Below are 13,379 nucleotides of genomic sequence, written 5' to 3' on the forward strand. Positions count from 1 at the left end.
CTGCATGGACCCAGAAACGGACGCGCTCGACGCGTACAGCCGGGTCGTCTCGGGGGTGGCGGCGACCGTCCTGCCGAGCGTGGCCAGCCTGACGGTGCGCAGCAGCCGCGGTGAGGGCGCCGGCTCGGGCGTCGTCTACACCGCCGACGGCTTCGTGCTGACCAGCGCCCACGTCGTCGCCGGCGCCGACGGCGGGACCGCCGAGTTCACCAACGGCACCGCCGGCCGCTTCGACGTCGTCGGCGCCGACCCTCTGGCCGACCTGGCGGTGCTGCGCATCCACGAGGCGGGGGTGCCGCCGGCGACCCTCGGCAACGCCGACGAGCTGCGCATCGGCCAGCTGGTGGTGGCCGTCGGCAGCCCGCTCGGTCTGGCCGGCTCGGTCACCGCCGGCGTCGTCAGCGCGCTGGGCCGGTCGCTGCCGGTCCGCGACGGCCGGCACGTGCGGCTCATCGACGACGTGGTGCAGACCGACGCCGCGCTCAACCCCGGCAACTCCGGCGGCGCGCTGGCCGACTCGACCGGCAAGGTGGTCGGCATCAACACCGCCGTCGCCGGGATCGGGCTGGGCCTGGCCGTGCCGGTGAACGGCACCACCCGCCTGATCATGTCGGAGCTCATGTCGACCGGGAAGGTCCGCCGGGCCTGGCTCGGCGTCGCGGGCACCCCCGTCACGCTCGCCCAGCCCGTCGCGGAGCGCACCGGGCAGCGCAAGGGCCTGCGGCTGGTCGAGGTGGTCCCGGGCAGCCCCGCCGGGCAGGCCGGCCTCTACGTCGGCGACGTCATGCTCACCGCCGGCGGCCGCCCGATCCTCGGCGTCCAGGACGTCCAGCGCCTCATGCTCGGCCCGGCCATCGGCCGGCGCCTGCAGATCACCGTGCTGCGCAAGGCGGCTCTGGTCGACGTCGTGGCCGTCCCCGAGCCGCTGCAGTAGCCGCCCGCGGGCGGCAAGAGCCGTCCGCGGGGCGAAGAGACCGGGCGAAGAGCGCCGCCCGCGGGCAGGAGGCCTCCTGCCCGCGGGCGGTCGCCTCAGCTGAGGTGGGCCAGCAGGTCCTGCCTGGTGATGACGCCGGCCGGCTTGCCGTCGATGAGCACGACCGCGGCGTCGGCCTTCTCCAGCAGGGCCACGGCCTCGCTCACCGGCTGACCGCCGCCGATCATCGGCAGCGGGTCGCCCATGTGCCGCTCCACGATGTCGTGCAGGTGGGCCTGGCCGGTGAACAGCGCGTCGAGCAGGTCGCGCTCGTAGATCGAGCCGGCGACCTCGCCGGTCACGACCGGCGGCTCGGCCTTGAGCACGGGCAGCTGGGAGACGCCGTACTCGCGCATGTAGTCGATGGCGTCGCGGACCGTCTCGTTGGGGTGGACGTGCACCATCTGCGGCATCCGGCCGTCCTTGCCGACCAGGACGTCGGCGACGGTGGGCAGCTCGGCGGCGGTGCGCAGGAACCCGTACCGGGCCATCCAGCCGTCGTTGAAGATCTTGCTCAGGTAGCCGCGGCCGCCGTCGGGCAGCAGGACCACCACGACGTCGTCGGGGCCGGCCTGGCGGGCCACCTTCAACGCGGCGGCGACGGCCATGCCGCAGGAGCCGCCGACGAGCAGGCCCTCCTCGCGCGCGAGCCGGCGGGTCAGCTCGAAGGACTCCTTGTCGGAGACCTCGACGATCTCGTCGCAGATGTCGCGGTCGTACGTGGTGGGCCAGAAGTCCTCGCCCACGCCCTCGACCAGGTACGGCCGGCCGGTGCCGCCGGAGTAGACGGAGCCCTCCGGGTCGGCGCCGACGATGCGGACCGCTCCGCCGGAGACCTCCTTGAGGTAGCGGCCGACGCCGGAGATCGTGCCGCCGGTGCCGACGCCCGCCACGAAGTGCGTGACCCGGCCGTCGGTCTGCTCCCAGACCTCGGGGCCGGTGGTCTCGTAGTGGGAGCGCGGGTTGGCCGGGTTGGCGTACTGGTCCGGCTTCCAGGCGCCGGGGATCTCCCGGGCCAGCCGGTCGGAGACGTTGTAGTAGGAGCGGGGGTCCTCCGGCGCGACCGCGGTCGGGCACACGACGACCTCGGCGCCGTAGGCCCGCAGCACGTTCTGCTTGTCCTCGCTGACCTTGTCGGGGCAGACGAAGACGCACTTGTACCCGCGCAGCTGGGCGACGAGCGCGAGACCGACCCCGGTGTTGCCGCTGGTCGGCTCGACGATCGTGCCGCCGGGCTTGAGCAGGCCGGCCTTCTCGGCCTCCTCGACCATGCGCAGCGCGATGCGGTCCTTCACGCTGCCACCGGGGTTGAGGTACTCGACCTTGGCCAGGACGGTGGCGGAGATCCCGTCCGTCACGTTGCGGAGGCGGACGAGGGGCGTGTTGCCCACCAGTTCGACGACGTTGTCGTAGTAGCGCACAGGGCCAGCCTATAGCGCGGGAATCGGCTACTTGACGACGTGCCCGGGAATCACGTTGTCGCGCTGCTTCTCCCACTCCAGGAAGCGCTCCAGCTCGTCCAGCAGCGCGCCGGCGAAGTAGGTGGCCATGGCGAGGTCGTCCACCACGCCGAGGACCAGCAGGAACAGCTCCGGCACCGCGTCGATCGGGGACACGATGTAGACCCCCGCGGCGGCGAGCAGCGCCAGGCGGGTGCCGCCGTCGTACTCGCCCTTGAGGGTCGCCTTGATCATCCGCGGGATGGCGCCCAGCCGCTGGCCGAGCCCCGGGGTGCCCGGCTTGAACACCCGCAGCAGGGCCGTCCATGCCATCCGCCGTCGCAGCGCGCTGTCCGCCATGATCGCCGCCCTCTCTCGTCTGGCTATGAATGTAACGGTGTCTGTCACGAACAGCGCGCGGTAAGAATGACGCATGGATCTCGACGGGGGCCGGGCCGTGCCGGCGGACCGGGCCGGCGGTCCGTCCGCGGTGCCGGACGCCGTCCGGGCGCAGGTGGCGGGACTGACGACGGCCGCAGGTTTGGCCGCCCGGCACCGCCGGGCAACGGGAGAGGACCACCCCGTCCGCGCCGGCCACCGCCCGGCGGCGATCCGGCCCGGCGGATCGGTCGGGATGAGGACGATCGGGATCTTTACCGAGAGGGGCGGATACTTGCAGCGTGGAGGTTAGCCTCGGAGTTCGCTGCGAGGGCGGGAGGCGGGGAAGGGCAATGGGGGCGTTGAAGCTTCGGTCGGCACAGGTGCGGCGGATCGCCACGGCGGCCGCGGTCGGCGGCGGTGGCATCGCGGGGGCGAGCGCACTGTTCTACGGGGTGGTCATCGGGCAGGCGCTGCTGGCCCGCAGGGTCATTCCCCAGGTCGTGAGCCCTCCCCCACGCGCCGACGGCACCTACGGCGCGCACTTCGACGGTGAGCCCATCCGCCTGGTGGTGCTCGGCGACTCCTCCGCCGCCGGCTACGGCGCCGAGCTGCCCAGTGAGACCTTCGCCGCGGCGGTCGCCGCCGGCCTCGCCGAGCAGCGGCGGCGCCCGGTGTGGATGCGGTGCCTCGCCGTCGTCGGCTGCGAGTCGCGGGGCCTGTCGCCACAGGTCGACGTGGCGCTCCGGCACCGGCCCGACGTCGCGGTGATCTGCATCGGCGGCAACGACGTCACGCACCGCGTCAGCGTGCCGCTCGCGGTGCGGCACCTGGTCGAGGCGGTGCGCCGGCTGCGCGCCGCGGGCATCCAGGTCGTCGTCGGCACCTGCCCCGACCTGGGCACGATCCGCCCGATCCAGCCGCCGTTGCGCTGGCTGGCCCGGCACTGGAGCCGGCAGCTGGCCATGGCGCAGACGATCGCGGTGGTCGAGGCCGGCGGCCGCACGGTGTCGCTGGGCGACCTGCTCGGCGAGCTGTTCTACGCCGAGCCCGACCGGATGTTCAGCTTCGACCGGTTCCACCCGTCCGGCGCCGGGTATCTTGCCGCCGCGCAGGCCGTGCTGCCGACGGTGGTCGCGGCCCTGACCGAGCCCGAGGTGGCCACCCCGCTGGCCACGGACCTCGGGGCCGGCGAGGGCGTGCGGTCGCTGCCACGGGCCGCCGCCGAGGCGGCGCAGCGCCCGGGCACCGAGGTCAGCGCGGCGCAGGTCGCCGGCCGGGAGCGCGGTCCGGCGGGTCGCTGGGCGCAGCTGCGCCACCGGGTCTGGCACCGGCTGCCGCAGCAGGCGGCCCGCGAGCCCTCCCAGCCCGTGGCACGGGAGTCCACATGATCACGATGGAGTCGGCATGATCACGATCAAGCGGCTGGCGCGGATGGCTACGGTCACCGTGATCGCCGGCACGGTCGGCGGCGCGGCGGTTCTCGCGGCGCAGGCGGTGGCGGCGCGGTCCAGGTCCTACGCGAAGCCCGACATGCGGCTGGCCATGCGCTCGTCGGTCGGCGCGGCCGGCAAGCCGCCGATGCGGCTGGTGCTGCTCGGCGACGCGACCGCGCTCGGGGTCGGCGTCGACCGGGTCGCCGACACGGTCGGCGGGCAGCTGGCGGCGCTGCTGGCCGAGGGTGCCACGGGCCGGCGGGTCGAGCTGTCCAGCGTGGCGGTGGCCGGGTCCCGCTCCGCCGACCTCGCCACCCAGGTGGCCCGGGCCCTCGTCGGCCCGGTGCCGGACGTGGCGGTCGTCCTGGTCGGCACCAACGACGTGACGCACGTCGGCCGGGGCGCCGACGCCGCGGAGCACCTCGGCGACGCCTGCCGCCGGCTGCACGGCGCCGGCATCCCGGTCGTCGTCGGCACCTGCCCCGACTTCGGGGCGCTGCGGGCGTTCGCGCCGCCGCTGCGGCAACTGCTCGGCTGGCGCAGCCGGGGCATGGCCCGCCGGCAGGCCGCGGCGGCGGGTGCGGCCGGCGCGGTCGTCGTCGACCTGGCCGCGCGCACCGGCGCGGTGTTCCGGGCCGACGCGGGCACGCTGTGCCACGACGGCTTCCACCCCTCCGCCGACGGGTACCGGGTGTGGGCGCACGCGCTGCTGCCCGCCGTCGAGGAGGCGGCCGCCGTCCGAGGGTTCCTGCACTAAGACTGCAGATTTATCACAGCTGCTCGCCCGGCCAGATTACCGTGCAGTAACGTGGGTCGTATGCCGGAAGCTGTCATCGTCGCCACCGCCCGGTCCCCGATCGGCCGTGCCGCCAAGGGATCGCTGCGCGACCTCCGCCCCGACGACCTCGCCGCGACCATCGTGCGCGCCGCGCTGGCCAAGGTGCCCGAGCTCGACCCGCGCGACATCGAAGACCTCTACCTCGGATGCGGCCTGCCGGGCGGTGAGCAGGGCTTCAACATGGCCCGCGTGGTCAGCACCCTGCTCGGCTTCGACCACCTGCCGGGCGCCACCACCACCCGCTACTGCGCCTCGTCGCTGCAGACCACCCGGATGGCGTTCCACGCGATCAAGGCCGGCGAGGGTGACGTGTTCATCTCCGCCGGCGTCGAGTGCGTGTCCCGCTACGCCCGCGGCAACTCCGACGCCCTGCCGGCCGAGGCCCAGGCGGCCGTCGGTGGCCCGTGGCAGAATCCGGCCTTCGCCGACGCCTACGCGCGCACCACCAAGCGCGCCGAGGGCGGCGCCGACCCGTGGCACGACCCGCGCGAGGACGGCGCCCTGCCCGACATCTACATCGCCATGGGCCAGACCGCCGAGAACCTCGCCGAGATCGAGGGCGTCACCCGCGCCGACATGGACGAGTTCGGCGTGCGGTCGCAGAACCTCGCCGAGGAAGCGATCAAGAACGGCTTCTGGGCGCGCGAGATCACGCCGGTGACCACGCCCGACGGCACGGTCGTCACCACCGACGACGGCCCCCGCCCCGGCGTGACCCTGGAGGGCGTGGCCGGGCTCAAGCCGGTGTTCCGCCCCGACGGCCGCATCACCGCCGGCAACTGCTGCCCGCTCAACGACGGCGCCGCCGCGGTCGTGATCATGAGCGACGTCAAGGCCCGCGAGCTGGGCATCACGCCCCTGGCCCGGATCGTGTCGACGGGCGTCACCGCCATGTCGCCGGAGATCATGGGCATCGGCCCGGTCGAGGCCTCCCGCAGCGCGCTCAAGCGGGCCGGGATGAGCATCGACGACGTCGACCTGGTCGAGATCAACGAGGCGTTCGCCGCGCAGGTCATCCCGTCGTACCGGCAGCTGGGCATCCCGATCGAGAAGCTCAACGTCAACGGCGGGGCGATCGCCGTCGGGCACCCGTTCGGCATGACCGGCGCCCGCATCACCGGCACCCTGATCAACTCGCTGAGCTGGCACGACAAGTCGATCGGCCTGGAGACCATGTGCGTCGGCGGCGGCCAGGGCATGGCCATGGTCATCGAGCGGCTGTCGTAGCCGTAGCCGGCGGGCGGCCGTCCGGGTTACCGTCACACCGGCCGGGCGCGGCGCACTGCGGCCTCACGGTGAGCGCAGGCGTCAGAGCTGCCCGCGCACGGCCCGCACCTTCGCGGCGGCCTCGTCGATCACGGCGGGGCCGCCGAACCGTGCCAGGTCCGCCGCCACCACCCGCAGCTGGTCCGGCAGCACCAGGTCGTTGTCCAGCCGGGGCACCGGCCGGCGCGGGCGGCCCTCCGCGTCGGCGCAGCGGTCCGCGAGCCACTGCACCAGGTCGTGCACCACATCGCCGCGCGGGACCCCGGACGCACCGGACGCCGCCCATCGGGACGGCGTCCAGTGTCCGACCTGCCCGGCCAGCCTGCCCACCGTCTCGGTGAGCGGGTCGCCGGGCGCCATCAGCGGCGCAGGTAGCTGAGCATGCGCAGGATCTCGTAGTACAGGAAGATCAGCCCGACCAGGATGCCGAACGAGCAGTACCACGAGTACTTCTCCGGCAGGCCGAACCGCACGCCCTGCTCGACCGCGTCGAAGTCGAGGACGAACGTCAGGGCCGCCACGACGATGATCACCAGGCTGAAGACGATCGGCACCCAGCCGACCTTGCCGTCGGTGCCGTAGTCGCGCAGGCCGAGGTTCACGCCGAACAGGTAGAACAGGTAGTTGGCCAGGCTCAGCACGACGACGCCGATGAGCGCGCCGATGACCATCTTCGTGAACCGGGGCGTGGCCCGCAGGATCTGCAGCTTGTAGAGCACGGCCATGATCGCGAAGATGCCGAACGTGCCGATGACCGCCTGGATGACGATGCCGCTGAAGGCGTGCTCATACCACCGGCTGACCAGGCCGAGCGCGACGCCCTGCAGGGCCGCGTAGGGGACGATGAGGGCCGGGTTGGTGATCTGCCCGAAGGAGATGACCAGGCCGAGGACCAGGCCCGCGATGATCGAGCCGATGGCCGCGATCGCGGTGATGCCGCCGACGTCCGGCAGCAGGATCCAGGCCCCGGCACCGAAGATGCCGGTGACCGCGAGCAGGGCGACGGTGCGCACGACGACGTCGTCGATCGTCATCGCGCGGGTGGCGGCCGGGGGCTGGGGAACCCCGTAGCCCGACTGCGGATACCCGTAACCGGCCGGCGCGCCGAAACTCGGCGGCTGCACCTGCGACCGCTCCTGTCGCGCCGCCTGGCCAAGGCGGTTGAGCACCGGGTTCGAACTCTGCACGATCAGCCTCCAAGGGCGTCGCATTCATGTGTACGACCAGCGTACCCCCCATACCCCGGTCAACTGGATCTCAGTCTTGCCGGGGCCGGACGCGCCCGCCCGGCCCCGTCACGAGGGGTCTACCGGCCGAACGACTCGCAGCGCCCGCCGGTGTTCGTGTCGTTGCCGCGGCCCGGCGAGGCGGAGTCGGCGCCGGCACCGCAGTCGATGGTGTCGTTGCCGCCGCCGGTGCCGATGACGTCGGCGCCGTCGCCTGCGGTGACGGTGTTGTTGCCGTTGCCGGCCTCGACGCGGTCGTCGCCCGCCCCGGTGGTGATCACGTCGTTGCCGGAGGCGGCCGTCACCGTGTCGGCGCCGGCGCCCGCGTCGACGACGTTGTTGCCGCCGCCGGCGTCGATCCGGTCGTCGCCGCCCGCGGTGGTGATCACGTCGTTGCCGGGGCCGGTCACGACGCAGTCGGCGCCGCCGCCGCCGGTGACGACGTCGTTGCCGCCCCGGCCGACGACGAGGTCGCTGCCGGCGGTGCCGGTGAGGCGGTCGTTGCCGGTGGTGCCGACCACGACGGTGTCCACGGCGGCGCACAGCAGTCCGGCCGCCTCGACCGTGACCGCGCCGGTGTGCCGGATGCCGGTCAGCGCCGCGGTGAACGCCAGCGAGCCGCCGGCCGGGACGCCGAACGTGACCGGCACCGAGCGCGGCGCCACCGTGACGACGGCCGGCTCGCCCGTGAGGGTCGACAGCGCCACCGCGCCGCTGACCAGGTACGCGCCCTGACCCAGCGTGATCGTCGCGGTGCTGCCGGCGAGCTGGAGCTGGGCGGGCGTCGTACCGGCGCCGACGTCGAACCGGACGGCACCGCCGGGCCCTGCCGACACCGCCACGCTCCGGTCGCCGCGACCGGTGATCCGCCCGGCGACGGCACCGGCGGCGAACGTGTCGTTGCCCGGGTCGCCCGGCCGCGGGTCGACGTCGTCGGCGATGCCGTCGGCGTCGGCGTCCAGGTCCGTGCAGGTGATCGTGCCGCCGCGCAGGGCGTGCCCGTCGGTGTCGCTGTCGTCGGACCAGAAGACCGGCTTGCGGCCGGCGACGCACGCGGACTGCGGCGCGATCGCGAAGCCCTCGTTGTTGAGGTTCGGCATGCCGGCGGGGCGTTCGTACACGTCGCTGACGGCGAACGCGCCGCCGGTCACGTCGAGGGTGGCGACCCGCCCGGCGCAGCCGTCGTCGCAGACCGCCCACAGGTGCCCGGTCTCCGGCTCGAACTCCAGGTCCATCACCGAGCTGAACCCGCTGCCGAACGACGCGACCCGGGTGGCGCCGCCGGCCGCCAGCGCGTAGGCGTGGACGGTGCCGCCGGCCTCCAGCCCGACGAGGAAGAGCCCGTCGCCGTGCCCGGGGTAGGCGGCGGGGTCGTAGGCGGCGCCGGTGCGCTGGTCGGTGAAGCCCCGCCCGGTCAGGAACGCGTCCGGCACCCAGGTGATCGCTTCCAGGCCGCTGTTCGCGCCGACCGGCGGCAGGTCCGCGGTGAGGTTCCACTCGGCGGTCGCGGTGCCGCTGACGCCGTCGTACCGCTCGATCGTGAGCCGGCTGACGCCGCTCGCGGCGTTGTCCCGCTCGGTCGACACGTAGATGCCGTCGGGCCGCCACACGACCCCTTCGGCGTCCACGTCGCCGGTGCCGTCCGCGTAGTGCAGCGCCGTCGCGGACGCCGGCGTCCACACCGTGCCGTCCCAGGTCAGCCGGTACAGGGTGCCGGGGCCGTTCTTCACCGCCCACAGCACGGAGTCGCCCTGGTAGGCCAGGCCGCTCAGGTTGCCGCCCAGCTCGCCGGGGCGGTCGGCGACGGTGACGGCGGTGCCGCCCGGCCAGGGCGTGGCCGGCGGCTGACCCGGCGCGCAGGTGTTGGCCGCGCCCTTCGTGGCCACGGTCGTGGTGGCGAACTGCCCGGTGCCGTCCGGGCAGCGGCCGTACGTCACGCTCGCGTGGGCGGTCCAGGTGTACGAGTCCAGCAGCGTCACCCCGTCGGCGGCGAAGAGGCGGGCGGAGTCGGCGCCGCCCAGGCCGAACACGGGATCGACGTCGAGGGCGAGGAAGCCGCCGGGCGCGACGGTCGTGCCGGCCGCGATCGTGAGGACGTGGGTGTCGTCGTTGTCCTTGACCACCCAGCCGGACACGTCCACGGCGGCGGCGCCGGTGTTGACCAGCTCGATCCAGTCGCCGGGCGTGCCGCCGCTGGACTCGACCTCGTTGATACGGATGGTGGCGGCGTCCGCCGCCACCGCGGGTGCGGATCCGGCGGCGGTGGCGGCGAGCGCGGTCGCCACCGCGACGAGCGCTCGGAACTGGGTGCGCAACGTGGCAGGCCCTTCGCGGGAGGACAGGAGGTTTTCCCGCGAGCCTCGAGCATCGAGCCGCACGATGACCACGAAGGGAACATGAACGCACGGCGAAAGCATGGGTGCCCGGGGCGGGGTTCGAACCCGCACGCCTCGCGGCAGCCGCTTTTAAGGCGGCCGTGTCTGCCGTTCCACCACCCGGGCGTGGAAACGCGTCTCACGGTAGCCCGTCCGACGAACCCTCAACACCGACAAGGGGACCGCCGTTACTGTCATCCGGGTGAGCAGCACCCCACTGACCGACGAGGTTGAGATGGCGCCGCCGGAGACCTTGACAAACGAAGGTCTGCCGATGCAGGTGCGCCGGCGCTGGCCCGTCGACGCCGCCGCCGGGCTGCTCTTCGCCCTCGCCGCCGCGCTGCTGACGCACCGGCTGTGGCCCGGCCCGGCCGGGCGGGCACTCGCCCTCAACCCCAGTGACCAGGCGCTCGACGAGTGGTTCCTGGCCTACGCCACCCGAGCGTACCGCGGCGACTTCTCCCTCGTGACCGGCATGCTCAACGCGCCCGAGGGGGTCAACCTGCTGAGCAACGCCTCGCTGATCGGCATGGGGCTGCTGCTGGCGCCGGTCACCCTGGCGTTCGGCGCGCCGGTGACGTTCAGCGTGCTGGTCGCCGGCAACCTCGCCGCGACCGGGACCGGGTGGTACCTGCTGTTCGCCAGGACCCTCGGCGTGCACCGGGCCGGCGCGCTGATCGGCGGCGCGTTCGCCGCGTTCGCGCCCGGCATGGTGTCGCAGTCCAACGCGCACCTGCACATGACCGCGGCCTGGCTGGTGCCGCCGATCGTCTGGTGCGTGGTCCGCCTCGCCCACCAGACGGCGGCCGGCCCGCGCACCGTCCGGACCGGGCTGCTGCTCGGCGCCCTGGTCGCGGCCCAGTTCTTCGTCGGCGAGGAGGTGCTGTTCCTCACCGCGGTGACCCTGGCCCTGTTCACGGTGGTGTTCGTCGCGCACGCCCGGCCCTCGCCGCGGGTCGCCGCGCCGTTCGTGCTCGGGCTCGGCCTCGCCGCCGGGCTGGCCGCGGTGCTGCTGGCCTACCCGCTGTGGCTGCAGTTCCACGGCCCGCAGAGCGCCGACGGCGGGGTCTTCCTGCCGTCGTACTTCTCCGCCGACCTGTACGGCTTCACCGCCATCTCGCCGCTGTCGCTGGCCGGTGACGACGGCGCCGCGCGGCTGGTCAGCGGGCCCGCCGAGTACACGACGTTCTTCGGCGCGCCGCTGCTGCTGGTCGTGCTCGGGGCGACCGTGTGGATGTGGCGGCGCCCGGCCGTCGTCGCGTCGGCGGTCACCGCGGTGGTGCTGTTCCTGCTCGCCCTCGGCCCGTTCGTGGTCGTGGACGCCGAGGCGACCGCGCAGCGGGGCCCGTTCTCGCTGCTGTCGGGGCTGCCGGTGATCGAGTCGGCGCTGCCCACCCGCTTCGCCCTGGCCGCGATCCCGTTGCTGGCCGTGATCCTGGCGCGGGTCGTCGACGCGGCGATCACGCAGACCGAGACGCTGCGGCTGCTCGTGCCGGTCGCCGTGGTCGCCGCGCTCGTACCGCTCGCCCCGGCGCCCCTGCCGGTGGTCGACCGGGCGCCCGTGCCGGCGTTCTTCACCGACGGCTTCTGGCGGGTGTACGCGCCCGAGGACGGCGTGGTCGTGCCGGTGCCGCTGCCGGACCCGCGGGACCCCGACGCGATGCGCTGGGCCGCGGCGACCGGCGCGCGGATCGCCACGCCGCAGGGCTGGTTCATCGGGCCGTACGGCAAGGACGGCGCCGCGGCCGTCGGCGTCTACCCCCGCCCGACGTCGCAGCTGCTGCAACGGGTCGCGAGGTCCGGCGCCGCCGCGACGGTCACCGACAAGGACCGCCAGACGCTGCACAAGGACATCGCCTACTGGCGGGCGGCCGCCTTCGTGCTGGACGTGCGCCACCCGCAGGCCGGGGCGCTCAGGCAGACCATGGACGGGCTGCTCGGCCCCGGCGAGCGGGTGGAGGACGTCTGGGTGTGGCGGGCGCCCTGAGCCGTTACGCGGCGACCCTCTTCGTCGGCTGCCCGGCCTTGGTGTTCGCGTTCGTCGGCAGCGGGATCGGCGGGGCCACGGTGAGGAACGGCTCGCGCGGCTCGTGCAGCGACCCGAGCGCGACGACCTCGCGGCGCAGCACCAGCTGCAGCGTCCAGTCCACCAGGACCCTGATCTTGCGGTTGAGCGTGGGGATCCGGCTCAGGTGGTACGACCGGTGCATGAACCAGGCGGGCAGGCCGCGCACCTTCACCCCGTAGACGTGCGCGACACCCTTGTACAGGCCGAGGCCGGCGACCGAGCCGACGTGCTTGTGCTTGTAGTCCACCGGCCGGCGCCCCCGCACGACCGCGGTGATGTTGTCGGCCAGCTTCGCCGCCTGGCGCACCGCGTGCTGCGCGCTCGGCGAGCACAGCGCACCCGGCACGCTCGACGTGAGGTCCGGCACGGCCGCGCAGTCACCGGCGCTCCACGCGCCCTCGACCACGGCCCCGTCCTCGTCCACGACCTGCAGCGTCGGCAGGCAGGTGACCGCGCCGCGCGGCGTGCGCGGCAGGTCCGTGTCCTCCAGCATCGGGTGCGGCTTCACGCCCGCCGTCCACACGATCGTGTCGGCCGGGAACTCGTCGCCGTCGGACAGCTTCACGATCCCGTCGACGCACGACTCCAGCCGCGTGCCGAGCCGGATGTCGATCGCCCGGCGGGTCAGCTGCACCACCGTGTAGGCGCCCATCTCCGGCCCCACCTCGGGCAGGATCCGCTGGGCCGCCTCGACGAGGACGAACCGCACGTCCGACTGCGGGATCTCGGGGTAGTAGCGCAGCGCCCCGCGGACCATGTCCTCCATCTCCGCGAGGGCCTCGATGCCGGCGTACCCGCCGCCGACGAACACGAAGGTCAGCGCGCGCCGCCGGGTCGCCGGGTCCGACGTGGTCGCCGCCACGTCCAACCGGTCCAGGACGCTGTTGCGCAGGAAGATCGCCTCGCCGATGGTCTTGAACCCGACCGCGTGCTCGCGCAGCCCCGGGATCGGCAGCGTCCGCGACACCGACCCCGGCGCCACGACGATGTGGTCGTACGGCACCTCGCGGGCCGGCCCGACGATCGGCTGGACGATGGCCACCTTGCGGGCGTGCTCGATCCGGGTGACCTCACCGGAGAGCACGTGGCAGCGCTTCAGCTCGCGCCGCAGCGGCACGACCGTGTGCCGCGGGGAGATGTTGCCGGCCGCCGACTCCGGCAGGAACGGCTGGTAGGTCATGTGCGGCTGCGGGTCGACGACCGTCACCTCGGCCTCGTGCCGGTGCAGCTTCTTGGACATGCGCAACGCGGCGTACAGCCCGACATGGCCGGCACCGACGATCAGGATTCGCTTGGGAGCCACGGTTCAACGCTAACGACGAAACCCGCGCATCTTCAGTCAGGCCACAGACATGTAACGACCGTTACCAGGGTTGTAAC

Annotated in this window: 11 protein-coding genes and 1 tRNA gene; 5 read left to right on the top strand and 7 right to left on the bottom strand. The window is 73.7% G+C overall.

Translation table 11 applies throughout. The annotated features are described in order from the left end of the window. Positions 1–4 precede the first annotated feature (4 nt). Entirely contained in the window at positions 5–934 is a 930-nt protein-coding gene (locus OP18_RS05085; protein WP_033357560.1) for a S1C family serine protease, read from the top strand. A gap of 95 nt (positions 935–1,029) precedes the next feature. On the opposite strand, the gene OP18_RS05090 is transcribed toward OP18_RS05085, so the two are convergent. Both OP18_RS05090 and OP18_RS05095 read right to left on the bottom strand, forming a co-directional pair. Beyond that, the gene (locus tag OP18_RS05090; RefSeq protein ID WP_033357561.1) at positions 1,030–2,394 is read right to left on the bottom strand and encodes a cystathionine beta-synthase; all 1,365 of its coding nucleotides are present in this window, start codon (positions 2,392–2,394) and stop codon (positions 1,030–1,032) included. A gap of 27 nt (positions 2,395–2,421) precedes the next feature. Continuing rightward, positions 2,422–2,772: a YkvA family protein gene (locus OP18_RS05095; protein WP_033357562.1), complete on the bottom strand. Its 351-nt coding sequence runs from the start codon at positions 2,770–2,772 to the stop codon at positions 2,422–2,424. A 371-nt stretch (positions 2,773–3,143) separates the two neighbouring features. Between OP18_RS05095 and OP18_RS05105 the strand changes: the two genes are divergently transcribed. The 3 genes from OP18_RS05105 to OP18_RS05115 are packed head-to-tail and all read left to right on the top strand — an operon-like array spanning position 3,144 to position 6,291. Then, positions 3,144–4,181, top strand: coding sequence for an SGNH/GDSL hydrolase family protein (locus tag OP18_RS05105; protein WP_052386247.1), 1,038 nt, complete (start codon positions 3,144–3,146; stop codon positions 4,179–4,181). A 16-nt stretch (positions 4,182–4,197) separates the two neighbouring features. Further along, on the top strand, positions 4,198–4,983 hold the full coding sequence (locus tag OP18_RS05110) for an SGNH/GDSL hydrolase family protein (protein WP_033357564.1): 786 nt from the start codon (positions 4,198–4,200) through the stop codon (positions 4,981–4,983). Between the two features lie 60 nt (positions 4,984–5,043). After that, complete coding sequence (locus OP18_RS05115) at positions 5,044–6,291, top strand: acetyl-CoA C-acetyltransferase (RefSeq protein WP_033357565.1); 1,248 nt, start codon at positions 5,044–5,046, stop codon at positions 6,289–6,291. An 81-nt stretch (positions 6,292–6,372) separates the two neighbouring features. Here the strand turns inward: OP18_RS05115 and OP18_RS05120 are convergent, their stop codons facing one another. From OP18_RS05120 to OP18_RS05135, 4 genes are all read right to left on the bottom strand, one after another. After that, entirely contained in the window at positions 6,373–6,690 is a 318-nt protein-coding gene (locus tag OP18_RS05120; protein WP_033357566.1) for a hypothetical protein, read from the bottom strand. Then, positions 6,690–7,517 carry a Bax inhibitor-1/YccA family protein gene (locus tag OP18_RS05125; protein WP_033357567.1) on the bottom strand — a complete coding sequence of 276 codons (828 nt, stop codon included), beginning with the start codon at positions 7,515–7,517 and terminating at the stop codon, positions 6,690–6,692. The genes OP18_RS05120 and OP18_RS05125 overlap by 1 nt, the downstream gene beginning before the upstream one ends. A gap of 119 nt (positions 7,518–7,636) precedes the next feature. Then, the gene (locus tag OP18_RS54390; protein WP_211273445.1) at positions 7,637–9,871 is read right to left on the bottom strand and encodes a lamin tail domain-containing protein; all 2,235 of its coding nucleotides are present in this window, start codon (positions 9,869–9,871) and stop codon (positions 7,637–7,639) included. 105 nt (positions 9,872–9,976) lie between these two features. Then, a tRNA-Leu gene (locus OP18_RS05135) sits at positions 9,977–10,057 on the bottom strand. Positions 10,058–10,133: 76 nt separating this feature from the next. Here OP18_RS05135 and OP18_RS05140 point away from each other — a divergent pair. After that, complete coding sequence (locus tag OP18_RS05140; RefSeq protein WP_245635261.1) at positions 10,134–11,918, top strand: hypothetical protein; 1,785 nt, start codon at positions 10,134–10,136, stop codon at positions 11,916–11,918. Between the two features lie 4 nt (positions 11,919–11,922). Here OP18_RS05140 and OP18_RS05145 read toward each other — a convergent pair whose 3' ends face one another. Further along, a complete protein-coding gene (locus OP18_RS05145) occupies positions 11,923–13,302 on the bottom strand; it encodes an NAD(P)/FAD-dependent oxidoreductase (RefSeq protein WP_052386249.1) in 1,380 nt (459 codons plus the stop codon). Positions 13,303–13,379 lie beyond the last annotated feature (77 nt).

Source organism: Dactylosporangium aurantiacum (assembly GCF_000716715.1).
Classification (GTDB): domain Bacteria; phylum Actinomycetota; class Actinomycetes; order Mycobacteriales; family Micromonosporaceae; genus Dactylosporangium; species Dactylosporangium aurantiacum.

What these genes read in the sequence shown, in the direction of transcription:
- OP18_RS05110 (WP_033357564.1), top strand. Translation starts at nt 4,198, where the DNA reads ATGATCACGATCAAGCGGCTGGCGCGGATGGCTACGGTCACCGTGATC.
- OP18_RS05085 (WP_033357560.1), top strand. Translation starts at nt 5, where the DNA reads ATGGACCCAGAAACGGACGCGCTCGACGCGTACAGCCGGGTCGTCTCG.
- OP18_RS05095 (WP_033357562.1), bottom strand. Translation starts at nt 2,772, where the DNA reads ATGGCGGACAGCGCGCTGCGACGGCGGATGGCATGGACGGCCCTGCTG.
- OP18_RS05115 (WP_033357565.1), top strand. Translation starts at nt 5,044, where the DNA reads ATGCCGGAAGCTGTCATCGTCGCCACCGCCCGGTCCCCGATCGGCCGT.
- OP18_RS05120 (WP_033357566.1), bottom strand. Translation starts at nt 6,690, where the DNA reads ATGGCGCCCGGCGACCCGCTCACCGAGACGGTGGGCAGGCTGGCCGGG.
- OP18_RS05105 (WP_052386247.1), top strand. Translation starts at nt 3,144, where the DNA reads ATGGGGGCGTTGAAGCTTCGGTCGGCACAGGTGCGGCGGATCGCCACG.